The organism is Lysobacter antibioticus, assembly GCF_000731095.1.
Taxonomy (GTDB): Bacteria; Pseudomonadota; Gammaproteobacteria; order Xanthomonadales; family Xanthomonadaceae; genus Lysobacter; species Lysobacter antibioticus_B.
Genome location: NZ_JMTZ01000009.1, coordinates 72,323 through 94,168, shown reverse-complemented (window position 1 = coordinate 94,168; position 21,846 = coordinate 72,323). Strand labels below are relative to the sequence as shown.

Here is a 21,846-nt window from a genome sequence, read left to right as displayed (position 1 = left end):
GTTATGGCGGGATTCTCGTTGAATTAACGGTGGTTTCGCCACATTTGACCAGTGCGGCGATCGCGCCGCACACGAGGACAGGCGGCGACCACGCCGCATTGGACAGGGACGTCGACTGAAGCCGCGCACGGTGCGCGGCACGACAGAGCCGTACGACCATGTTCAAACGCATAGCCCTTTTCCTGGCCACCAACCTGGCCGTGCTGATCTTGCTCGGCATCGTCATGTCGGTGCTGCAGAACGTCTTCGGCATCCGCCTGGGCAACAACGGCGGCATCCTGGTGATGGCGGCCGTGTTCGGTTTTGGCGGCTCGCTGATCTCGCTGCTGATGTCGAAGTGGATCGCCAAACGCACCACCGGCGCCCAGGTGATCGAACAGCCACGCACCGAGACCGAGCAGTGGCTGGTCGCGACCGTGCGCCGCCAGGCCGAGGCGGCCGGCATCGGCATGCCCGAGGTGGCGGTCTACGACGCCCCGGAAATCAACGCCTTCGCCACCGGCGCCAACCGCAACGCAGCCTTGGTCGCGGTGTCGACCGGGCTGATACGGGCGATGAGCCGCGACGAAGCCGAAGCGGTGCTCGCCCACGAGGTCAGCCACGTCGCCAACGGCGACATGGTGACGATGGCCTTGATCCAGGGCGTGCTGAACACCTTCGTGCTGTTCGCCGCGCGCATCGTCGGCGGTTGGATCGACGCGATGCTCGGCGGCCAGCGCGAGTCGCGCGGCCCGGGCATCTTCTACTTCGTGGTGGTGATGGTGCTGGACGTGGTGTTCGGCCTGATCGCCAGCATGATCGCGATGGCGTTCTCGCGTTACCGCGAATTCCGCGCCGACGCCGGCGGCGCCCAGCTCGCCGGCCGCCACAAGATGATCGCGGCGCTGCAGCGTCTGTCGCAGACCTACGGCCAGAGCACTTTGCCGAACCAGGTGCAGGCCTTCGGCATCAGCGGTGTGGTGGGGCATGGATTGTCGCGTCTGATGCGCAGCCATCCGCCGCTGGAGGAACGCATCGAGGCGCTGCGCAATGCGCCGGAGCAGCGTCCGTCGGGTGTGGTGATGCGTTGAGGTCGGTGCGATAGGCCGCAATTGCGCGGCTGAGAGCAGAAGCAAATCCCCCCTGGCCCCCCTTTTTCAAAGGGGGGACGGCAAAGGCAGGGCGCTGTTGGCTGATGCCACCAACAAAAAACCGCCTTTCGGCGGTTTTTTGTTGCGGCGGAGAGGTCGGTTCTTCAGCCTTTCCCGATTCCCGATTCCCGATTCCCGATTCCCGATTCCCGATTCCCGATTCCCGATTCCCGGCCTTACTGGAAGTCGTAATCCATGTCCGGCCCGGCGGCGGCCAGGAAGTGGCCCTGGGCGTAGTCGATGCCGGCGCCGAACAGCAGGCTCATGCTGGCGGCGTCCTGGACGAACTCGGCGATGGTCTGCCGGCCCAGTTCGCGCGCCTTTTCGGCGATTTCGCGCACGCGTTGCTGGTGGTCGGGGTTGGAGGTGAGGTCGATCATGTAGCCGCGGTCGATCTTGAGGAAGGCGGCGTCGAAATGGTTGAGCAGCTGGAACGAGTTGAGGCCGGCGCCGAACTGCTCCAGGCCGACGCGTACGCCGTACTGGGAGATGCGCGACTGCAGTTCCTGCGCGGCGCGCAGGTTGGTGAAGACCTTGGACTCGGGCAATTGCAGCACGAGCAGCTTGCCGTCGGCGCCGTACTTGGCCAGTTGTTCGACCACGTGCTGGATCAGGCTTTCGTCCTGCAGCGAGGCCTGGGTGATCTTGACCAGCAAGGTGGTGCGGCGGCCCTGGCGCATGCGTTCGCCGATGACCTGGATGGCCTTGCCGACCACCCAACGGTCGATCTCCCACAGCAGGCCGTGTTCTTCGGCGATCTGCAGGAACGACAGCGGCTGCACCAGTTCGCCGCCGACTTCGCCCGAGGGGCTGTTCTGCATGCGCAGATAGGCCTCGTACATCTCCATCGGCTCGCCGTGCAGATTGATCAGCGGCTGGTAGTTCATGACGAAGCGGTCGGCGTCCAGGGCGTCGCGGATGCGTCCGACCCAGGCGGCGATGCGCTCTTCCTCGGCGCGGTCGGCTGCGCCCGGGTCGAACAACTCGGTGCGGTTGCCGCCGACGTCGCTGGCCGACTGCAGGCACTGGCTGGCCTTGCCGAGCACTGCGGTGATGCTGGCGATCTTCTCGCCGATCTGCACGCCGCCGACGCTGGCGGTGGCGCTCAGCGACAGGCTGTCGGTCTCCAGCACGTGGTCGGCGAACGCCGCGCGGATGCCTTCGGCCAGGTTGGAGGTGTGCATGTGGTCGCTGTGCCGGGTCAGCACCGCGAACTGGTGCTCGCCGAAACGCGCGGCGATGTCGTCCGGGCCGATCGCCGCGCGCAGGCGCTCGCCGCAGGCGGCGATGAGCTGGTCGGCCTGGTCCAGGCCGATTTCCTGCAGCAGCTGGTTGTAATGGTCGGGTTCGAGCAGCAGCAGGCCGTGGTGGGCCGAGTTCTGCGCCGCATCCGATACCGCGTCTTCGAGCGCGCGCAGGAAGGTGGCGCGGTTGAGCAGGCCGGTGACCTGGTCGCGCTGGCGCAGCGCTTCCACTTCGCGGGCGAGCTCGGGGTCGATCTCCTGGCGGCGCAGCACCACCTGCAGGCAATGTTCGCCCTCATAGGTGGCCGCGGTGAATTCCATGACCGCCGGGAAGGCGTTGCCGTCGAGCGCGCGGGCCTGGGTCTCGTAGCTCGGCGGCGGCGGTTCGCCCTTGCTGAGCTGCTTGAGCAATTGCTTGAAGCCGTCGACCTGGGAAGGCGCGACCAGGTCGAGCAGGGACATGCCTTCGATGTCGTCGAAGGACTCGAAACCGAAGATTTCCAGGTACGCGGCATTGGCACGGATGTGCATGCCTTCGTGGATGTAGGCGATCGGATCGCGCGAGGAGTCGATCAGCGCGTCGCAACGGCGTTCGGTCTCGCGCACCTGGGCCTCGAGGCGCCGCAGCGAGCGGCGCGCTTCCAGGTCGGCCCATTCGGCGCGCACCGCGTTCTGCACGTGGGCGACGTTCGAGCGCAGCACCACGCCGCGCGCACCAATCTCCAACGCGCCGAGCAGGGCGGCGTCGTCGATCGATTCCAACAGCACCAGCACCGGCAGGTCTTTGCCGCTGGCGTCGACGCTCTGCATCAACTTGGCCAGCGAGACGTTGCGCGAGTTGCGCGCCGCCAGCACCAGGTCCGGTGGATGTTGCAGGATCAGTGCGGCGACTTCCTGTTCGTTTTCCGGCCGTGTCGGCCGTACCGCGATGCCGCTGTTGCGTAGCCCGCTGACGATGGCCTCCGCCGCCTCGACGCTGTCGTCGACGATCAACAAGCGCAGCACCATGTCTTTGCCGAATTGCATTGACCACCTCCGTGGGCCGGTTTTATGACATGAAGCGCCGGCCTCGTCCATGCAAGGTCGAGAATCTGTGACCCGTTGAGGAGTTCGATCGCGCCGCGGACGTACGCCGCGGGCGCATCTGCGTCCGCGTACGGTTCCTCGGCGTTCCCCAATCAAACCCCAACCAGATTACAACCTTACAACGGACGCTTGCCCGGGTCGCCTGCCACTTCTCGCACCAACTTGGGCACCAGGTAGCCCGACAGGCGCGCGGCCAGCTGCCGGTGCAGGGCGCGGGCGCGCTCGTCGGCGACCTCGAAATGGGCCGAACCCTGCACCCGGTCGAGCTGGTGCAGGTAGTAGGGCAACACGCCGGCGGCGTAGCTGCGCTCGCTCAGCGCGGCCAGGGCCTCGACGCTGTCGTTGACGCCGCGCAGCAACACCGCCTGATTGAGCAAGGTCGCGCCGCTGGCTCGCAGGCGGCGCATGGCCGCCTCGACCTCGGCGTCGAATTCGTTGGCGTGGTTGGCGTGCAGCACCACCGCGACCGGCCACGGCAGGCGTTCGAGCCAGGCCTGCAGCGCCGCGTCGACGCGCTCGGGCAGGACCACCGGCAGACGGGTGTGGATGCGCAGGCGCTTGAGCTGGGGGACCTGGGCCAGGGCCTCGGTCAGTTCTTCGAGCTTCGGCGTGGCCAGCGACCAGGGGTCGCCCCCGGACAGGATGACCTCGTCGATGCCGGCGTCGGCGCCGATCGCGGCGAGCGCATCGCGCCAGCCCCCGGCCGCGGCGGTTTCCTCGGCATAGGGAAAGTGACGGCGGAAGCAGTAGCGGCAGTGGATCGCGCAACTGCCGGTGGCAATCAGCAGGGCGCGGCCGTTGTACTTGCGGATCACGCCATGCCCGGCCTTGGCCGCGCCGTCGCCGACCGCGTCGAGGCTGAAACCCGGCATCGGCCGCATTTCCTCGTCCAGCGGCAGGACCTGGCGCAGCAGGGGGTCGTTCGGGTCGCCGTGGCGCATGCGGGCGACGAAGCCGCGCGGCACCCGCAGCGGGAACTGCGCGGCGGCCTCGTCGGACAGCGCCAGGGCCGCATCGGACAGGCCGAGCAGGGCCAGCAGCTCGCGCGGGTCGCGCACGGCGTCGCGCCACAGCGCCTGCCAGCGCGCGCCGGCGGCCGGCGGCGTCGGGCCGACGGCTGCGGTCGCGAGCGAGGGGGCCTGCTGTAAGGAGGCTTGAGCAGCGGGTATCATGCGGGGCTAGCCTTCAGGGTTCCGATTACGGCGCCCGGGTCCCGCCGCCGCGGTGAATCGCAGCGGATGGGCCGGCGCAGCCCGACATTCTAGCCTTCCGCCGCCACAGGCAGGTCCCGGTTTCGCGGACCCCTGGGCCCGTCGCAGGCCGGCCCGGGATCGCGCCGGACGACGGCCGCGGCCACCGCCGACCCGCCCGGTGCGGGGGTGACCGGAACCCAATCGCAACGCCACACTCATTATTCGCAGGAGTTTCAGCATGGCCAGCTATGGCATGAACGACGTCAAGAACGGGATGAAGATCCTCGTCAACAACGAGCCTTGCGTCATCACCGATACCGAGTACGTCAAGCCGGGCAAGGGCCAGGCCTTCACCCGCGTGAAGTACCGCAACATCAAGACCGGCCGCGTGGTCGAAATGACCATGAAGGCGACCGACGACCTCGAAGCCGCCGACGTCATCGACACCGACATGCAGTACCTCTACAGCGACGGCGAGTACTGGCACTTCATGAACCAGGAAAGCTTCGAGCAGGTCCAGGCCGACAAGTCCGGCATGGGCGGCGCGGAAAAGTGGCTCAAGGGCGAGGAAGCCTGCGTGGTGACCTTGTGGAACGGTGTGCCGATCATGGTCCAGCCGCCGAACTTCGTCGAACTGAAGATCGTCGAGACCGACCCGGGCGTGCGCGGCGACACCTCGGGCGGCGGCGGCAAGCCGGCGACCCTGGAAACCGGCGCAGTGGTGCGCGTGCCGTTGTTCGTCAGCCAGGACGAGATCATCAAGGTCGACACGCGCTCGGGCGAGTATTTCAGCCGCGCGAAGTAAGCCTGTTGCGAACCGTGGCCGCTGCGGCGGCCGCGGTCTGGCCGCGGCGCCTTCCGGCGCCGGCCAGGCGCCGGGCCGGCCGCTTGCGGTCGTCATCGGCAAAGAAAGCATGATGTAACCCCGCCGGCCCACAATCGGTGCCGGTACAGCCGCAACCGCGGGCCGCGCAGCGACCCCGATCGGCGCCATGCCGCCGGCCTGGCGGCCACCACCGGAGCCTGCCGGGCCGGTGCCCACAGCCTCACGAGCGAGCGCATATGACCCACGAACATCCGCCCATCGCCTGCGACCTGTTGATCGAAGCGGGCTGGGTGGTGCCGGTCGAACCGCATGCGGTGGTGCTCGAAGACCATGCCGTGGCGATCAAGGACGGCGTCATCGTCGGCCTGCTGCCGAGCGCCGAAGCGCGTACGCGCTACGCCGCCGCGCAGACGGTGTCGCGGCCCGAGGCCGCGCTGATCCCGGGCCTGGTCAACGCCCATACCCACAACCCGATGACCCTGCTGCGCGGGATCGCCGACGATCTGCCGCTGATGGAATGGCTGCAGGGCCACATCTGGCCGGTCGAAGGCGCGGTGATCGGGCCGGAGTTCGTCGAGGACGGCATCACCCTGGCGATCGCCGAGATGCTGCGCGGCGGCACCACCTGCGCCAACGAAAACTATTTCTTCCCCGATGTGCAGGCCGCGGTCTACAAGCGCCACGGTTTCCGCGCCCGGGTCGGCCTGCCGGTGATCGATTTCCCGACCGCCTGGGCCAAGAGCTCCGACGAATATTTCGACCGCGCCGGCGAAGTGCACGACCTGTGGCGCGACGATGCGCTGGTCGCGACCACGTTCGCGCCGCATGCGCCGTACACGGTGAGCGACGCGAACTTCGAGCGCATTCGCATGCTCGCCGACCAGCTCGACCTGCCGATCCATCTGCACACCCACGAGACCGCGCAGGAAGTCGCCGACTCGATCAAGCTGCACGGCCAGCGCCCGTTGGCGCGCCTGGACCGGCTCGGCCTGGTCACCGACCGCCTGATCGCGGTGCACATGACCCAACTCACCGACGCCGAGATCGCCCTGTGCGCCGAGCGCGGCGTCAGCGTGGTGCATTGCCCGGAATCCAATCTCAAGCTGGCCTCGGGTTTCTGTCCGACGTGCAAGCTCGATCAGGCCGGGGTCAACCTGGCGATCGGTACCGACGGCTGCGCCAGCAATAACGACCTCGACATGTTCGGCGAGACCCGCACCGCGGCGTTCCTGGCCAAGGCCGTTGCCAACGACGCCTCGGCCCTGGACGCGTTCAAGTCGCTGCGCGCGGCCACCCTCGGCGGCGCCAAGGCGCTCGGCTTCGAAGCCAAGATCGGTTCGATCGAGATCGGCAAGCAGGCCGACCTGGTCTGCGTCGACCTCGGCCAGCTCGAAACCCAGCCGGTGCACCACGTGGTCTCGCAGTTGATCTATGCGACCGGCCGTCACCAGGTCAGCGACGTCTGGATCGCCGGGCGCAGCAAGCTGCGCCAGCGCGAGCTGATCGACATGGACACCGCGGCCCTGGTCGCGAACGCCCGGCAATGGCGCGAACGCATCGCGACGATCCGGCGCTGAGCGCGATCGCCGCGACGCGATCGCCATCCGGTGCTGTCGCTGTGCGCTTGCGCAGCCTCGACGGCGCATCGGCGGCGCTTGCTTCACACTATCGATCCACAGCCGCGGGCACGGCCCGCGCCACGCCGGACCGATCCTCCCGCGCTCTGCGCGAAGAGAACGCTCCGCAACGATCCGCAGCAATGACGGGCAGGAAGTCATGAGCGCAGCCAATTCGACCCCGCACACTCCCTCCGACACGTCCGAGGGCGCAAGCACCGCGGCCGAGCACGATAATTTCAGCCAGGCCGAACTCGACAAGTTCGGCGCCCTGGCCAATCGCTGGTGGGACCCGGAAGGCCCGCAAAAGGCCTTGCACGCACTCAACCCGGCGCGCCTGGGCTACGTCGCCCAGCGCGCGAATCTGCGCGATGCGCAGGTGCTCGACGTCGGTTGCGGCGGCGGTCTGCTGAGCGAAGCCCTGGCCGCGGCCGGCGCGCAGGTCACCGCGATCGATCTGGCGCCGGAACTAATCAAGGTCGCCAAGCTGCATCGCCTGGAGACCGGCGTCGCCATCGACTACCGCTTGCAGCCGGCCGAGAGCCTGGCCGAGGAAATGCCGGGCCGCTTCGATGCGATCACCTGCATGGAGATGCTCGAACACGTGCCCGATCCGGCCGCGGTCGTGCGCGCCTGCGCGCGCCTGCTCAAGCCCGGCGGACGCCTGTTCCTGTCGACCCTCAACCGCACCCCGGCGGCGTTCGCGCTGGCCATCGTCGGCGCCGAATACGTGGCGCGGGTGCTGCCCAAGGGCACCCACCAGTACCGCGACTTCATCAAGCCGTCCGAACTCGCCGCCTGGTTGCGCGAGGCCGGCCTGCGGATGGAGGACGTCAGCGGCCTGATGTACGAGCCCTGGCGCAACGCGGCGCGGGTGATCTCGCGTACCGACGTCAACTACCTGGCTTGTGCGCTGAAGCCGGAGCTCGACGCATGACCGCCGCTTCGCTCGGCCAGGCCGACGCACGCGCCTTTCCGAAGGCGGTGCTGTTCGATCTCGACGGCACCTTGCTCGACAGCGCGCCGGACATGCTGGCCGTCGCCAACCGCATGCGCGCCGATCGCGGTCGCGACCCGATCAGCCTCGACCTTTTGCGTCCGCACGTGTCGAAGGGTTCGCGGGCGATGATCGGCGCGGCCTTTCCCGACATCGACGCCGGCGAGCGCGATGGCTGGGTGCAGGAATTCCTCGACCTTTACGAAAGCGAGCTCGGCCTGCACGGCGCACCGTTCGAGGGCATCGAAGCGATGCTGGCGGCGCTGGAAGCGGCCGGCTGCGTCTGGGGCATCGTCACCAACAAACCCGAATACCTCGCGCGCAAGCTGATCCCGCTGCTGGGTTGGCAGACGCGCTGCGCGGTGCTGATCGGCGGCGACACCCTGGCGGTGCGCAAGCCCGATCCGCTGCCGTTGACCCATGCCGCCGAATTGATCGGCATGCGCCCCGGCGATTGCATCTACGTCGGCGACGACGAGCGCGACATCGTCGCCGCGCGCGCCGCCGGCATGGCCTCGGTGGTGGCGCTGTGGGGCTATCGCCTGGCCGAGGACGACCCGATCGCCTGGCAGGGCGACGTGCTGGTCGAGCTGCCTTCGAGTTTGAGCGAGCCAGGCGCATGGCCGGCGACGCGATGACCGCAGCGGCTGCCGCCGAACGCGACGACGCGCTGGAAGACTTCACCGGCAAGTGGCGCGCGCGCTGGCCGGAATGGTCGGTGGCCGAAGTGTTCGTGCCGCGCGCCCAGCGCGGCACCGCGGTGGCCTGGGCGAGCCTGCAGCAGGAACTGACCGACGCCGCCTGGGGCGGCAGCGATGCCGCGCCCGGCGAAGCCAAGCTCGGCTGGTGGATCGAAGAACTGCAGGGCTGGAGCCAGGGCCGTCGCCGGCACCCGCTCGGTTTGGCCCTGCAGCGGCAAGCGGCGCCGTGGAAGGCGCTGGCGGTGATGCTGCCGTCGCTGCGCGACAGCCGCGAACGCCCGGGCGACCGTAACGAGGCCTTCGAGGCCTTGACCCCGCTGGCCGAGGCCATCGGCGCCATCGACTTGGCCCTGTTCGGGCCGGTACCGGGGCAGTTGGCCGAAGCGGCGGTGGCACCGATCCTGTCCTCGCTGCTGGAAGCGCGACTGGTCCTGCAGGGCGACGCGGCGGTGCCGCTGAGCGTGGTCGCGCGCAGCATGGCGCGTCCGGGCGAGGGCGCGGCGGCCGAATGGAGCCGCGAACTGCTGGCCCAGTGGCCGGCCCGCGGCGGCTCGACCGTGCCGCGGCGCTTGTGGACGGCCCTGGCCCATACCCGCCTGCAACGTGGCGACGCGGCCCGGCCGCTGTCGCCGTGGACGGCCTTGCTGGCGGCCTGGCGCGGCGCCCGCAACTGACCGTTGCAGGGCCGGGCAGGGGGCGCCCGGCCCCCCTGCGGCTAGAATGACGGCGTTGCGTTCCCCCCACGCGCCCCCATGTCTGCCGTCGTGAATCCTCCCAAGACCCCCTCCGCACTCAAGCCCGTCCTGCCCGATGTCGCCTTCGACGCCGCCGCCGCGGCGCGACCGCTCGATTGGGTCGGGATGTCCAACATCGCCTTGCCGCTGCGGATCGCCGCGGCCGACGGCAGTTCGATCCAGGTCGCGGCCTCGGTCGACGTCTCGGTGAATCTGCGCGATGCCGACGCGCGCGGCATCCACATGTCGCGCATGTACCTGCATCTGCAGAACGCCTTCGCCAGCGAGACGGTGACCCCGGCCGGCCTGCGTCGCGTGCTGCAGAGCCTGGTCGACGGCCAGGGCGGCATTTCCAGCGCCGCGCGCCTGGTCCTGCGCTACGAGCAGTTGCTGCTGCGTCCGGCGCTCGCCAGCCACAACGCCGGCTGGAAGCGCTACCCGGTCGAGATCGACGCGCGCCTGCTCGACGGTCACTTGCACCTGGGCCTGCGTTTCGCGGTCGAGTACTCCAGCACCTGTCCGGCCTCGGCGGCGCTGTCGCGCCAGCTCAACGCCGAACGCTTCGCCGACGACTTCGCCGCCGCCCATCCGCTGTCGACCGCGGTGGTCAGCGATTGGCTGGCGTCCGAACGCGGCCTAGCGGCGACACCGCACGCCCAGCGCAGCCGCGCTGACGTCCGCGTCGAACTGCGTCCGGCTTTCGACGAAGTCCCGCTGGTGGCGCTGATCGACGCGATCGAACACGCCCTCGGCACGCCGGTGCAGACCGCGGTCAAGCGCGAGGACGAGCAAGCCTTCGCCCGTCTCAACGCCGAAAACCTGATGTTCTGCGAAGACGCCGCGCGCCGTGTCGCCGCCGCCTTGTCGCACGACAAGCGCATCGAACGTTTCGACGCGCAGATCGCCCACTTCGAAAGCCTACACGCGCACGACGCCGTCGCCCGGGTCACCGGGCAGGGCGCCCGCGACTGACGCTGCGACGCGGCGATGTCCTACGGATAGTCGGCATCGCGGCGACGTAACGGACGTGTAGCATCTCCTCCAGGCCGCGGCAGGATCGCTGCGGCAATGCATGGAGGCGTGTGCGAGTGCACAGATTCGAGGCCCAAACCGTGACGGCCCCCTCCCCCGGAGCGGGAGGCCCATGGGCTATGCTCGGTTCACCAGACTTGTGACCGGAAGGGGCATGGGGAAACCCTCGCGTCGAGCCTGGCAGACCCTGTTGGTGCTGCTGGGAATGTGGGTGGCGACGATCGTGTCGGCGCAATCCTTGGGCCTGGCTTCGCCGGGCCGCGCCTCCTATGCGTCGCCGTCGCTGAGTCTGTCCCGCCTGGGCCAGGACCCGGTGCCGGCGCGGATACTCGGGGGCGAATTCGATCGCGAGTTCGTAAGCATCGCCGGCAACCAGATTTCGGCGCCGCGGCGCCAGCCGGTGTGGTGGCGGGTGACGGCCGACCAGGACGTCGCCGAATCCGATGCGCCGCAGTTGGTGATCAGCCGGCCCTATCGCCGCGAGATCGAACTGTGGCGCCCGGGCGACGCGGTGCCGCTGCGGCGTTCGATCTACGGGCCCGACACCGACTTCAGCCATTCCACCCGCTTCATCGTCTTTCCCTTGCCGAAGGGCCTGCGCCGCGGCGACTCGCTGTACCTGCGCGTGCTGACGGTCGACGTGCTGCCGTCCAAGGTGACGATCCAGCCGCTGGCGAAGGTCCAGCGCGAGGACATGCTGCACGTGGGCCTGCGCAGCGTGGTGCTGACCGCGATGGGGGTGGCGGCGGTGCTCGCGTTCGGTTTCTGGGCCGGTCTGCGCGAGCGCGGCTATGCCTACCTCGGCCTGACCCTGGTCCTGCAGATCCTGACCCTGACCGCCGACGGCGGCGAGATGCGCGCAATTCCCTGGCTCGACGAGATCGCCCCGGACGGGCGCACCAACGTCGTGCTCAATACCGCGGCGGTGCTCGCCAGCATTCGCTTCTTGATCTTCTTCCTCGGCCTGCGCACGACCCAGCCGAAGGTCGCACGCATCCTCGATTACTGCAGCGTCTCGCTCGGCGCGCTGCTGCTGGTGTCCTTGTTCCGGACCTGGAAGCACAGCGCGCTGTTCGGCAATCTCAACCTGCTGTTGGTGATCGCGCTGGTGCTGTACTGCACCGTGGTGGCGATCTGGCGGCGCCAGCGCGAAGCGTATTTCCTGCTGCTGGCGTGGTCGCCGTTGATGGTGCTGCTGGTGGTCCTGGTCGGCGCCAATCACGAGTGGTGGCCGGAGTACGCCTGGCTGGAATATTCCTTCCCGGTCGGCCTGGCCTTCGGCGGGCTCGGCCTGTTGCTCGGCCTGACCTCGAAACTGCAGCAGCTGCGGCGCGACCGCGACACCGCCAATCGCCTGGCTACCTACGACAGCCTGACCGGGGCGATGACGCGCGCGGCGATCTCGCAAAGCCTGCGCGGCGCGGTCGAGAGCGCGCACCGTTCGCACCGGCCCTTGTCGGTGGTGTTCTTCGACATCGACCACTTCAAGCGCATCAACGACGAACACGGCCACCGCGTCGGCGACGAAACCCTGCGCATCGTTTCGCTGCGCACCCGCAATCGTTTGCGCGCCTACGACCTGTTCGGCCGTTACGGCGGCGACGAAGTGCTGGTGGTGTTGGCCGACACTTATCTGCGCGACGCGATCCGGGTCGCCGAGCATCTGCGCGAATCGGTCAGCGGCAGCCCGCTGTCGATCGACGGCCGCCTGTTGCCGGTCAGCCTGAGTCTCGGCGTGGCCGAGTTACGCACCGGCGAAACCCCGGAGCAGTTGCTCGAACGCGCCGACGCCGCCTTGTATGCGAGCAAGTCGGCCGGGCGCGACCGCGTCACCGGCCACAGCGTCGCGCCCGAACGCGAGGTCGTGTCATGAATCCGCCGGACGGCGCGAGCCCGGCCACGGTCTCGGCGGCGCAGTTGCGCACCGGCGACCTGCTGCTGATGCGCAACCGTAACGAGCTGGCGACGTTGACCACTTGGTTCGGGGACAGCGACTACGACCATGTGTTGTTGGTCGGCCGCGCCGGTTGCGTGATCGATTTCGGCGCCGGCGGCGTGGTCGAGCCGGCCCTGGACGAACGCCTGGGCGCAGCCGATGTGGTCGCGGTGGACGTGCGCCGCCCCTTGTCGGGGCAGGGCGAGGACTTGCAGGACAACGACCGCATCGCCGTGCTGGCGCATGCCTTGTCCTTGCGCCGGCCGAACTATGCCGGCGACCCTTTGCGCGCGCTCGGCGTGCTCGCGGCGGTGCGCGAGCGCGAGCTGCCGCCGCAACCGGCCTTGCGCCGGGTGCTGTACGAAGCCTTGCAGCGCGTCGCCCGCGCCGGCGCCGATGCGATGACCGCGAGCGAATTCGTCTATCGGTGCTTCGCCGAGAACCCGGTGCAGCCGCCTGGGCGCCTGGCGCCGCAGCTGACCCCGATGGCGGCGCGCGCTGCGCCGTTTCCGCAGATCGATTGGCCGGCGTTGTGGCTGCAGATCGCACCGTGGTTGCCCGAGGAACGCCGCCTGTTGCCGTCGTTCGACGGCGACGCGGGCGTCGACGACGGCGATTTCTACATCGCCACGACCGCGGCGCGTTCGCGGCTCGGTCTGATCTCGACCGGCGCCGGCCTGCTTGCGGCGGGGCCGCGCCAGCCGAATCCGAAGTGGCTGCGCTTGTGCGAGCTGGAACGCTCGCCTTCCTACGAGCCGCTCGGCCGCCTGTATTCGGCGCCCGGCGCCACTTGAGCGCCAGATAGCTCTTACGGCGTAGGCGCTTTCGCCGCCTGGGTCGCTTGCCCGCGTTCCAACACCAGCAGCGGGTCGACCCGCACGTCGAACCAGTTCATGCCCCAGTGCAGGTGTGGGCCGGTCGCGCGTCCGGTCGCGCCGACCGCGCCGAGGGTCTGGCCCTGGGCGACGCGGTCGCCGACTTTGACGTCGATGCGCGACAGGTGCAGGAAGTTCGAGCTGACGCCGTGGCCATGGTCGAGCAGCACGGTGCCGCCGGTCAGGTACAGGCCGGGCTTGGCGAAGGTGACTACGCCGGCGGCCGGTGCCGCGATCGCGGTGCCGGTCGGCGCGGCGATGTCCATGCCGGAATGGCCGGAACCTTTCTGGCCGTTGTAGACGCGCTGGTTGCCGAAACGGCCGCTGATGCGGCCGCGCACCGGCCAGACGAAGGGCTGGGCGAAATCGGCGCGGTCGTCGTCGCGCGCGCGCGCGGCGGTGACTTCGGCCTGCTCGCGCTCGATGCGCGCGGCGATCTCCGGCGGCGGGTTGACGGTCTTGGGCGGCACGCCCTGGATGTATTCGGTCGGGAAGTCGCGCGGCGTCACCGCGATGCGTACGGTTTCGGCGCGACCCGGCGCGGTCTCGACCTGCACGGCCACCGTCCCGCTGGCCTCGCGGCCGACGCCGAACACCACCGTGCCGTAGCCGGTCGTGCGCAGAACGCGCTCGCCGTAGCGCACGACGCTGCCGGCCGGGACCTTGCCGATCACCAGCGCGCCTTGCTGCACCGCCGGCGGAAACACGATGCGGGTGTCGGCCGGCGCGCGCGCCGGCGCCGCGACCTGCGCGGTTTGCGCACCGGCGAAGGCCACCGGGGCCAGCCACGCCGCGACCAGCATCGAGCCCGCGAGCACTGCCCTCATCGATTGAACGCCAGGCGCTGTCCGTTCGGTGCGCCGACCAGGGCGCTGCCGTCCCAGGCCAACACGCCATTGACCCAGGTCGAGGCGATGCGCGAATGGAAGGTGCGGCCCTCGAACGGCGACCAACCGCACTTGGACAGCACGTCCTCGCGCTGCACCGTGTAGGGCGTGTCGTCGATCAGCACCAGATCGGCGGCATAGCCCTCGCGCAGGAAGCCGCGCCGGTCGACGTCGAACAGCTTGGCCGGCGCGTGGGCGAATTTGTCGACCACCTGGGCGGTGGTCAAATGGCCTTCGTGGACCAGTTCCAGCGCGGCATTGAGCGCGAACTGCACCAAGGGCAGGCCGCTCGGCGCGCCGGTGTAGGGGCGGGCTTTTTCTTCCAGGGTGTGCGGGGCGTGGTCGGTGGCGAGCACGTCGATCACGTCGCCGGCGACCGCGCGGATCAGCGCCTCGCGGTCGGCCGGGTCCTTGATCGCCGGATTGCACTTGATCAGGTGGCCGAGCTTCTCGTAGTCGTCGCGGTCGAAGCGCAGGAAATGGATGCAGGTCTCGGCGGTGATGCGCTTGCCTTCGATCGGGCCGGCTTCGAACAGCGCCAGCTCGTCGGCGGTGCTGATGTGCAGCACGTGCAGGCGGGTGCCGTGCCGGCGCGCCAGCGAGATCGCCAGTTCGGTGGATTTCTTGCAGGCCTCGCGCGAGCGGATGTCGGGATGGAAGCGGGCCGGGATGTCGTCGCCGTACTGTGCCTTGTAGCGCGCCAGTTCGGCGTCGATCATCGGCGTGTCTTCGCAGTGGGTGATGATCGGCGTCGGCACGTCGCGGAAGATCGCGTCGAGGGTGACCGGATCGTCGACCAACATGTTGCCGGTCGAAGCGCCCATGAACACTTTCACACCGGGCGCCGTGCGCGGGTCCAGGGTCTGGATCGCGGCCAGGTTGTCGTTGCTGGCGCCCAGGTAGAAGCCGTAGTTGCCCCAGGCGCGGCCGGCGGCGCGGCGGTATTTGTCCTCCAGCGCCTGCGCATCCAGGGTCGGGGGATTGGTGTTGGGCATGTCCATGAACGTGGTCAGGCCGCCGGCGACCGCCGCGGCCGACTCGGTCGCCATGTCGGCCTTGTACTCCAGGCCCGGTTCACGGAAGTGAACCTGGTCGTCGATCATGCCCGGCAGCAGGCGCCGGCCCCGGGCGTCGACCACGGTTTCGTTGCCGCGCGCGGCCAGGCCGCTGCCGATCTGGGCGATGTGGCCGTCCTCGATGCGCAGGTCGCCGTCGTACTCGCGTCCTTCGTTGACCAGGCGGGCGTTGACGATCAGTGTCGATGACATGAGTGCTTTCCAGGTTCCAGGGGCGGCACCGGATCGTGCCCGCCGGGGTGCAGGGGATGGCAGCGCGCGATGCGCCGGACCGTGAGCCAGCTGCCCTTGAGCGCGCCGAAGCGCTCGATGGCCTGCATCGAGTACGACGAGCAACTGGGATAGAAACGGCAGCGCTGGCCTAACATCGGACTGATCCAACGTTTGTAGCCATGAAGCAGGGCGATGAGCAGGCGGTCGATCACGTTTCCTTCATGCCGGCAACGGTAGGGACTAAGGCAGGGCCGGGGCGCTGGATAGACCCGCGGGCACTGCGTTTGGCCGGGTATTTCGCGCGGTTGCCGCGGGTGCCGCAGCAGGGTATAACAGCGCGCTTTCCCCAAACAAGGCAAGTGCAAGACGAAGGTCCGTGCGGCGTGGAAGCGAAGCCGCCAAGTTTGCTCGGACCGGGCGAAAACCGGCGTAATGTCGGATTTCACTTGCGGTCGTCGAACGCATGTGCATTTGATGACCGGGTGGGTCATGCTTGGCCCGCGAAGCTCCTGGACGGCGTCCAGGGGCGCCCTCAGGGAATAGAAGGACAAGCCGCTCGTGGCAGTGAAAAAACCTGCGAAGAAGGCCGCCAAGGCCGCCAAGAAGACCGTCAAGCCGGCCGCTAAGAAGGTGGCCAAACCCGTGGCCAAGCCTGCGCCGAAGAAGGCGGTCGCCAAGAAGCCTGCGGTCAAGACGCCCGCGGCCAAGAAGCCTGCGAGCAAGCCCGCGGCGACCAAGACGGCAGCAGTCAAGAAAGCCACGCCGAGCAAACCGGCGGCCAAGAAGGCCGCGCCCGCGAAGAAGACGGCGCCTGCCAAGGCTCCGGCCGCGAAGAAGCCGGCCGCCAAGCCGGCGGTTCCGGCGAAGAAGGCGGTGCCCGCACCGGCCAATAAATCCGCGGCAAGCAAGGACAGCGGAGCAAAGAAGCCCGAGCTTAAGAAAACTGAAGTGAAAAAGCCCGAAGCTGTGAAGCCCGCAGCCAAGCCTGCCGACAAGCAGCCCGCGTCGCCGCCGTCCTCCAAGGTCGCCCCGGCGCAGGTCGTCAGCATCTCCGACCAAAGCAAGAACACAGTGACCCAGACAGCATCCAGCAAAACTCCCGCGGGCAAGCCTGCGACAACCGCCGCCGCTCCGGCTCCGCGCCCGGCCGGCAAGGTCGCCGTGGCCGTGACCGCCAAGAGCCAACAAACCCCCGCCCCGAAAACCAAGGTCAAGGTCGTGCCCTACAAGAACGACCCCGCCACCGGTCGTCCGCTCGTGCCGGAAGGCTACAAGCCGGCGTCGGACGAGGAATACATGAGCCCGCTGCAGCTGGAGTACTTCCGCCAGCGTCTGTTGCAGTGGCGCACCGACCTGGTCGAAGAGTCGAAGCAGACCATCGAGAACCTCAAGGACGAAGTGCGCGATGTCGGCGACGAGGCCGAGCGCGCCACCCGCGAGACCGAAAACTCGCTCGAGCTTCGCACCCGCGACCGTTACCGCAAGCTGATCAGCAAAATCGACAGCACCCTCAAGCGCGTGGATTCCGGCGACTACGGTTTCTGCGTCGACACCGGCGAAGAAATCGGCCTGGAGCGCCTGGAGGCGCGCCTGACCGCCGAGCGCACCATCGACGCCCAGGAGCGTTGGGAACATCTGCAGAAGCAGATGGGCGACTGAACCGTCGCTTCGTCCCGCATCACGAAAGGCCCCGCGAAAGCGGGGCTTTTCGTTTGCGGCCGCGCCGCTACGATGCAGGCCGGGCCGGGCACGCTGTGCCGGATCGACCCCGGTACGACGCACCCACCACGAGTTGCCCAGGAGCGATGCACGATGCGCCCCACCTCCGAGATCCGCCGCGACCTGCTCGCCTTCGGGCCGGTCGACGACACCAATGTGGCGCGCTTCGACGCCTTGATCGCCGAGGCGTATCGCGCCGAGGACGAGGCCTTGATCCCTGTCTTGCTCGGCCTGCTCGACGACGATTGCGAATTCCATGAGGTGATCTTCGGCGTCGTTCACGCCGTCGAAAGCTTTGCCTCGGACCGGTATTTCGCTGCGCTGGCGCAAAACCTGACGACGTTGCGGCAGCGGGCGCCGGAGTGGTGCGCCTTGTTGCACACCCGGATACTCAATTCGCCGCCGCACTTTGCCGGGTTGCTCGATGCGTTCGTTCCGCTGCAGGCAGAGGCGCGGGCGCAGGAGATCGCGATTCTCGACGAGATCGCCGCCGACCCGGACTACGCCGAGCGATGCCGGGCCGGCATCGGACGCCTGCGCGACATGTCGCCTGCGGCATCGCCGGCTTAGCCGCCGGCGGCTACCGGCACCCCATGCGGTGATACCGTGTCCGTACCCGCACAACCCAGCCACCCTTCATGGACGATTTGCTGTTACTGGCCGCACTGGTGCTGATCATCGGCCTCAACCTCGTGCTGTGGCGGCTGTCCTACCGCTTCGACCGCGTGGCCGGCCCGGCCTTGTTCGTGCTCAACCTGCTGGTCGGCTCGCCCCTGATCGGAGCGGGCGTATGGCAGTTGGCCAATCTCGATGCCGAGCCCAGCGCCGCCGGCAGCTATGGCGACGTGCTGGTGGCGGTCGCGGCGGTGGCCTTGAACGGCCTGATCGCCCTGGTCGCCGCGGTCGCGGCGGCCGTCCGCAAACCGGTGCCGCGCGCCGACGCGGCGGAACATTCGGAAGCGGAGCGTCGCCGGGTCAGGCTGCGCAGCGATTGATCCGGCCGCTGATCCGGCCGTGGCGCGGCCTCATTGCAGGTCGCGCAGGTCCAGCCGGCGCAGCTTCGGCGCCAGTTTCGCGGTCGCGCCGACCACCGCCAGGGTCATGCAGCCGCCGAAGATCACCGACGGCACCAGGCCCATCAGGCGCGCCGCCAGGCCCGATTCGAACGCGCCGAGCTCGTTCGACGAGCCGATGAAGATGCCGTTGATCGACGAGACCCGGCCGCGCATTTCGTCGGGCGTGGACAACTGCAGGATGGTCGAGCGCAGCACCACCGAAACGCCGTCGCACATGCCCGACAACATCAGCATCGCCGCCGACAGCCAGAACTGCCGCGACAGGGCGAAGCCGATGATGCACAGGCCGAACCCGGCCACCGCGTACAGCAGCAGGCGGCCGGCGTTCTTCTGCGGCGGATGTTTCGCCAGCCACAACCCGATCAGCACCGCGCCGGCGGCCGGCGCCGCGCGCAGCACGCCCAGGGCCTCCGGGCCGTAATGCAGGATGTCGTTGATGAAGGCCGGCAACAGCGCCACCGCGCCGCCGAACAACACCGAGAACATGTCCAGCGCCTGCGCGCCGAGCACCACCTGATTATTGAAGACGAAGCGCAGGCCTTCGCCGATGCTCTTGAACACCGGCGCGCGTTCGGCCGGCGCCGGCGGTTCGGTCACGCGCAGGGAAATGATCGCGACCGCCGCGGCCAGGGCGAAACCGGCCGCGACCAGATACGCGGAGGTCTTGCCGCCCCAAGCCACCAGCGCGCCGCCCATCGCCGGGCCGAGCACCAGCCCGGTCTGCATGACCACGCTGCTGACGCCGGCGCCGCGCGCGTAGTGCTCGCGCTTGAGCACGCGCGCGAACAACGACATGTAGACCGGCGCCAGGAAGGCGCGGACCACGCCGTTGATGGCGATCGCCGCATAGATGGTCAAAGTGCCGAAACCGAACGCGCCGGTCGGCAGATGGCCGCTGGCGACGCCGGCCAGCATCAGCGTCGTCAACAACAAGCCGAGGCATGCGAACAGGCCGAGCTTGCGCCGCGGCAGGTGATCGACCGCATAGCCTGCGAACAGGGCGAAGCAGAAGTAGGGGATGACCTCGGTCAGGCCGATCAGGCCGAGCGCGAGCGGGTCGTGGGTGATTTCGTAGACATGCCAGCCGACGGTGACCGCGACGATCTGGTACGACAGCATGCCCAGCAAGCGATACACCAGCAGGCCGACGAAGCCGGGGTTGCGCAGCAGTTGCGCGGCGCCTATCGCTGGAGCGGCGGAGGTTTGAATGGTAGTGGCAGCGTCGCGGGAGCCGGTGCCGACGGCAGCGGGGCGGTCGGCGTCGGTGCTCACAGCCGGCGTTGCGCCTGGTCGCGGACGAAGGCGAGCAAGGCCGCCAGGCCGTTGCTGCGGGTCGGCGAGAGGTGCTTGGCCAGGCCGATGTCGGCGATGTAGTCGGCCTGGGTGGCGACGATCTCGGTCGCGCTGCGACCCGAGTACACACGCAGGGCCAGGTAGATCAGGCCGGAGACGATGGCCGAGTCGCTGATCGCATGGAACACCAGCTTGTCGGCGTCGCCTTCGACCACGATCCAGACCATCGACTGGCAACCGAGCAGGCGATGCTGTTCGGTCTTCCACTCGTCCGGCAGGTCGGGCAGCTTGCGGCCGAGGTCGATCAGGTACTGGTAACGCTCGGACCAGTCGCCGAAGAAGGCGAATTCTTCGCGGATCGCGGCCTGCGCTTGCGCGGCGGTGGATTCGAGCGGGAAGGGACTGACTATCATCGATTCATCACGGTAGGCGGCCGTCCCTGGCGCGGTATTCGGGGCGTGCGCCGCGGCCGTTGCCGGCCGGGCGTGCACAAGCGCAGCGGTGGTCGCCGCGACCGGCCTCAGGCCGGCTGGGTGGCGCGCTTCCTGACCCAGCGCACGCCGGCCGGCGTGTCCTCGAGCAGGATGCCTTCGCCGGCGAGTTGGTCGCGGATCGCGTCGGCGCGGGCGAAATCGCGCGCTTTCTTGGCCGCGTTGCGCTCGTCGACCAGGTCCTGGATGCGGGCGTCGTCGTCGGCATCGACCGCGCCGACGAACCACGCCGCCGGGTCTTGCTGCAGCAGGCCCAGGGCCAGGCCGGCGCCGAGCAGGTCGCGCTTGAGCTGAGCCTGTTCGGCCGGGTCGGTGGCCTTGCGCGCTTCGCCGGCGATGCGCGCCAGTTCGGCCAGCGCCTGCGGGGTGTTGAGGTCGTCCTCGAGCGCGGCCTCGATGCTGGCCGGGATCGCAACGGCGCCGGCGTCGACCTCGGCCAGCTCGCGCAAGGTGCCGTACAGACGGTCCAGGGTGCGCGCGCTTTGTTCGATCAGGCCCGGCGACCATTCCAGCGGCTGGCGGTAGTGCGCCGACAGCAGGGCATAGCGCAGCGCTTCGGCCGGATGCTTGCCGAGCAGGTCGCGCACGGTCTCGATGTTGCCCTTCGACTTGGCCATCTTGCCGCCGTCGAAATTGAGCATGCCGTTGTGCAGCCAGAAGCGGGCGAAGGTCTTGCCGCCGTGGGCGCATTCGCTCTGGGCGATTTCGTTCTCGTGGTGCGGAAACACCAGGTCGACGCCGCCGGCGTGGATGTCGATGGTTTCGCCCAGGTGCGCGGCGGCCATCGCCGAGCACTCGATATGCCAGCCCGGGCGGCCGCGGCCCCAGGGCGAGTCCCAGCCCGGCAGGTCGCCGGTCGAGGGCTTCCACAGGACGAAGTCGCCGGCGTCGCGCTTGTACGGCGCGACCTCGATGCGGGCGCCGGCGCGCATGTCGTCGATGTCGCGGCGCGAGAGCTTGCCGTAGCCGTCGTAGGTCTCGATCGAGAACAGTACGTGGCCTTCGGCGGCGTAGGCGTGACCGTTTTCGATCAGGCGCTCGATCATCGTCACGATTTCGCCGATGTGCGCGGTCGCGGCCGGTTCCAGCTCCGGCAGGCGCACGCCGAGGCCGGACATGTCCTCGCGGTAGGCGGCGGCGAAGCGATCGGTGATGGTCGAGATCGGCACGCCCTGTTCGGCGGCCGCGGCGTTGATCTTGTCGTCGACGTCGGTGATGTTGCGCGCGTAGGCCAGCACGCCGTAGCGACGGCGCAGCAGGTCGGCGAGCACGCCGAACACGACCGGGCCGCGGGCGTTGCCGATATGCGCGAAGTTGTAGACCGTGGGGCCGCAGACGTACATCGTCGGGCGTGCCGGATCCAGCGGGACGAAGGCTTCGACCTGTCGCGACAGGCTGTTGTAGAGATGCAGGCTCATGGAGATACGGCTTGGGGTCGGTTCATTCTAACGGCCGATGACCCTCGCGGTGCGCGCCGCGACGATCCGGGCCGGCGATGCGGCCGATCCGCTTCGCGCTTCGCCGCGGCGGTGCCGGTGCGAACGGCGGGCAGGTGGGCAGGTGGGCAGGGGCAGGGCGAGGATTCGGGCGCGACGGCGCGGGCCCGGTGCGCAATCCGGCCGGCTTCCGGCCTCCGAAGCGGCGCCGGCACCGCGCCGAGAGCTCGCAGGCTCAAGGTCTAAAGGCGGGATTCAGGCCGTGAGCGGACACTGCTCTTACAC

General features: G+C 68.9%; 20 protein-coding genes. 12 read left to right on the top strand and 8 right to left on the bottom strand.

Features of this window, described 5'->3' with window-relative positions; translation table 11 throughout:
• Positions 1-158 precede the first annotated feature (158 nt).
• The gene (gene htpX / locus EX88_RS0103145; protein WP_036147921.1) at positions 159-1,070 is read left to right on the top strand and encodes a protease HtpX; all 912 of its coding nucleotides are present in this window, start codon (positions 159-161) and stop codon (positions 1,068-1,070) included.
• Positions 1,071-1,306: 236 nt separating this feature from the next.
• Here the strand turns inward: htpX and EX88_RS0103140 are convergent, their stop codons facing one another.
• Together EX88_RS0103140 and epmB are read right to left on the bottom strand one after the other, a co-directional pair.
• On the bottom strand, positions 1,307-3,400 hold the full coding sequence (locus tag EX88_RS0103140) for a GGDEF/EAL domain-containing response regulator (RefSeq protein ID WP_031370554.1): 2,094 nt from the start codon (positions 3,398-3,400) through the stop codon (positions 1,307-1,309).
• 176 nt (positions 3,401-3,576) lie between these two features.
• Complete coding sequence (epmB, locus tag EX88_RS0103135; RefSeq protein ID WP_031370553.1) at positions 3,577-4,632, bottom strand: EF-P beta-lysylation protein EpmB; 1,056 nt, start codon at positions 4,630-4,632, stop codon at positions 3,577-3,579.
• 259 nt (positions 4,633-4,891) lie between these two features.
• On the opposite strand from epmB, the gene efp reads away from it, so the two are divergent.
• From efp to EX88_RS0103095, 8 genes are all read left to right on the top strand, one after another.
• Positions 4,892-5,458: an elongation factor P gene (efp, locus tag EX88_RS0103130; protein ID WP_031370552.1), complete on the top strand. Its 567-nt coding sequence runs from the start codon at positions 4,892-4,894 to the stop codon at positions 5,456-5,458.
• Positions 5,459-5,715: 257 nt separating this feature from the next.
• Positions 5,716-7,056, top strand: coding sequence for a TRZ/ATZ family hydrolase (locus tag EX88_RS0103125; RefSeq protein WP_031370551.1), 1,341 nt, complete (start codon positions 5,716-5,718; stop codon positions 7,054-7,056).
• A 199-nt stretch (positions 7,057-7,255) separates the two neighbouring features.
• Positions 7,256-8,032, top strand: a complete 777-nt coding sequence (ubiG, locus tag EX88_RS0103120; RefSeq protein ID WP_051884363.1) for a bifunctional 2-polyprenyl-6-hydroxyphenol methylase/3-demethylubiquinol 3-O-methyltransferase UbiG — start codon at positions 7,256-7,258, stop codon at positions 8,030-8,032.
• Complete coding sequence (locus EX88_RS0103115) at positions 8,029-8,730, top strand: phosphoglycolate phosphatase (protein ID WP_031370549.1); 702 nt, start codon at positions 8,029-8,031, stop codon at positions 8,728-8,730. The genes ubiG and EX88_RS0103115 overlap by 4 nt, the downstream gene beginning before the upstream one ends.
• Positions 8,712-9,467, top strand: a complete 756-nt coding sequence (locus EX88_RS0103110) for a hypothetical protein (RefSeq protein WP_051884358.1) — start codon at positions 8,712-8,714, stop codon at positions 9,465-9,467. The genes EX88_RS0103115 and EX88_RS0103110 overlap by 19 nt, the downstream gene beginning before the upstream one ends.
• A 78-nt stretch (positions 9,468-9,545) precedes the next feature.
• Positions 9,546-10,499, top strand: coding sequence for a GTP cyclohydrolase FolE2 (folE2, locus tag EX88_RS0103105; RefSeq protein WP_031370547.1), 954 nt, complete (start codon positions 9,546-9,548; stop codon positions 10,497-10,499).
• Positions 10,500-10,713: 214 nt separating this feature from the next.
• A complete protein-coding gene (locus EX88_RS0103100) occupies positions 10,714-12,432 on the top strand; it encodes a GGDEF domain-containing protein (RefSeq protein ID WP_161786071.1) in 1,719 nt (572 codons plus the stop codon).
• Complete coding sequence (locus tag EX88_RS0103095; RefSeq protein WP_031370545.1) at positions 12,429-13,289, top strand: hypothetical protein; 861 nt, start codon at positions 12,429-12,431, stop codon at positions 13,287-13,289. Before EX88_RS0103100 ends, EX88_RS0103095 begins: the two co-directional genes overlap by 4 nt.
• Before the next feature lie 14 nt (positions 13,290-13,303).
• On the opposite strand, the gene EX88_RS0103090 is transcribed toward EX88_RS0103095, so the two are convergent.
• The 3 genes from EX88_RS0103090 to yidD are packed head-to-tail and all read right to left on the bottom strand — an operon-like array spanning position 13,304 to position 15,758.
• Complete coding sequence (locus EX88_RS0103090; protein ID WP_031370544.1) at positions 13,304-14,197, bottom strand: M23 family metallopeptidase; 894 nt, start codon at positions 14,195-14,197, stop codon at positions 13,304-13,306.
• Positions 14,194-15,525, bottom strand: a complete 1,332-nt coding sequence (locus EX88_RS0103085) for a dihydroorotase (protein ID WP_031370543.1) — start codon at positions 15,523-15,525, stop codon at positions 14,194-14,196. The genes EX88_RS0103090 and EX88_RS0103085 overlap by 4 nt, the downstream gene beginning before the upstream one ends.
• Positions 15,510-15,758 (bottom strand): membrane protein insertion efficiency factor YidD, encoded by a 249-nt coding sequence (yidD, locus tag EX88_RS27030; RefSeq protein WP_031370542.1) that lies wholly within the window; start codon positions 15,756-15,758, stop codon positions 15,510-15,512. Before yidD ends, EX88_RS0103085 begins: the two co-directional genes overlap by 16 nt.
• Positions 15,759-16,104: 346 nt before the next feature.
• Here yidD and dksA point away from each other — a divergent pair, with 346 nt between their 5' ends.
• The 3 genes from dksA to EX88_RS0103065 all read left to right on the top strand — a co-directional run bounded on the left by dksA (position 16,105) and on the right by EX88_RS0103065 (position 18,260).
• Positions 16,105-17,205 (top strand): RNA polymerase-binding protein DksA, encoded by a 1,101-nt coding sequence (gene dksA, locus EX88_RS25055; protein WP_081930581.1) that lies wholly within the window; start codon positions 16,105-16,107, stop codon positions 17,203-17,205.
• 72 nt (positions 17,206-17,277) lie between these two features.
• Entirely contained in the window at positions 17,278-17,835 is a 558-nt protein-coding gene (locus tag EX88_RS24270; protein WP_081930580.1) for an Imm30 family immunity protein, read from the top strand.
• A gap of 68 nt (positions 17,836-17,903) precedes the next feature.
• Positions 17,904-18,260: a hypothetical protein gene (locus EX88_RS0103065; RefSeq protein ID WP_031370539.1), complete on the top strand. Its 357-nt coding sequence runs from the start codon at positions 17,904-17,906 to the stop codon at positions 18,258-18,260.
• Positions 18,261-18,290: 30 nt separating this feature from the next.
• On the opposite strand, the gene EX88_RS0103060 is transcribed toward EX88_RS0103065, so the two are convergent.
• From EX88_RS0103060 to cysS, 3 genes are all read right to left on the bottom strand, one after another.
• Positions 18,291-19,550, bottom strand: a complete 1,260-nt coding sequence (locus tag EX88_RS0103060; protein WP_031370538.1) for an MFS transporter — start codon at positions 19,548-19,550, stop codon at positions 18,291-18,293.
• A 59-nt stretch (positions 19,551-19,609) separates the two neighbouring features.
• Positions 19,610-20,047, bottom strand: coding sequence for a SufE family protein (locus EX88_RS0103055; RefSeq protein ID WP_031370537.1), 438 nt, complete (start codon positions 20,045-20,047; stop codon positions 19,610-19,612).
• Positions 20,048-20,154: 107 nt separating this feature from the next.
• Positions 20,155-21,543, bottom strand: coding sequence for a cysteine--tRNA ligase (cysS, locus tag EX88_RS0103050; protein ID WP_031370536.1), 1,389 nt, complete (start codon positions 21,541-21,543; stop codon positions 20,155-20,157).
• Positions 21,544-21,846 lie beyond the last annotated feature (303 nt).

Excerpts from the sequence above, each read along its gene's own strand:
- htpX (WP_036147921.1), top strand. The coding sequence starts at position 159 with ATGTTCAAACGCATAGCCCTTTTCCTGGCCACCAACCTGGCCGTGCTG.
- EX88_RS0103140 (WP_031370554.1), bottom strand. The coding sequence starts at position 3,400 with ATGCAATTCGGCAAAGACATGGTGCTGCGCTTGTTGATCGTCGACGAC.
- epmB (WP_031370553.1), bottom strand. The coding sequence starts at position 4,632 with ATGATACCCGCTGCTCAAGCCTCCTTACAGCAGGCCCCCTCGCTCGCG.
- efp (WP_031370552.1), top strand. The coding sequence starts at position 4,892 with ATGGCCAGCTATGGCATGAACGACGTCAAGAACGGGATGAAGATCCTC.
- EX88_RS0103125 (WP_031370551.1), top strand. The coding sequence starts at position 5,716 with ATGACCCACGAACATCCGCCCATCGCCTGCGACCTGTTGATCGAAGCG.
- ubiG (WP_051884363.1), top strand. The coding sequence starts at position 7,256 with ATGAGCGCAGCCAATTCGACCCCGCACACTCCCTCCGACACGTCCGAG.
- EX88_RS0103115 (WP_031370549.1), top strand. The coding sequence starts at position 8,029 with ATGACCGCCGCTTCGCTCGGCCAGGCCGACGCACGCGCCTTTCCGAAG.
- EX88_RS0103110 (WP_051884358.1), top strand. The coding sequence starts at position 8,712 with ATGGCCGGCGACGCGATGACCGCAGCGGCTGCCGCCGAACGCGACGAC.
- folE2 (WP_031370547.1), top strand. The coding sequence starts at position 9,546 with ATGTCTGCCGTCGTGAATCCTCCCAAGACCCCCTCCGCACTCAAGCCC.
- EX88_RS0103100 (WP_161786071.1), top strand. The coding sequence starts at position 10,714 with ATGGGGAAACCCTCGCGTCGAGCCTGGCAGACCCTGTTGGTGCTGCTG.
- EX88_RS0103095 (WP_031370545.1), top strand. The coding sequence starts at position 12,429 with ATGAATCCGCCGGACGGCGCGAGCCCGGCCACGGTCTCGGCGGCGCAG.
- EX88_RS0103090 (WP_031370544.1), bottom strand. The coding sequence starts at position 14,197 with ATGAGGGCAGTGCTCGCGGGCTCGATGCTGGTCGCGGCGTGGCTGGCC.
- EX88_RS0103085 (WP_031370543.1), bottom strand. The coding sequence starts at position 15,525 with ATGTCATCGACACTGATCGTCAACGCCCGCCTGGTCAACGAAGGACGC.
- EX88_RS24270 (WP_081930580.1), top strand. The coding sequence starts at position 17,278 with ATGCAGGCCGGGCCGGGCACGCTGTGCCGGATCGACCCCGGTACGACG.
- EX88_RS0103065 (WP_031370539.1), top strand. The coding sequence starts at position 17,904 with ATGGACGATTTGCTGTTACTGGCCGCACTGGTGCTGATCATCGGCCTC.
- EX88_RS0103055 (WP_031370537.1), bottom strand. The coding sequence starts at position 20,047 with ATGATAGTCAGTCCCTTCCCGCTCGAATCCACCGCCGCGCAAGCGCAG.
- cysS (WP_031370536.1), bottom strand. The coding sequence starts at position 21,543 with ATGAGCCTGCATCTCTACAACAGCCTGTCGCGACAGGTCGAAGCCTTC.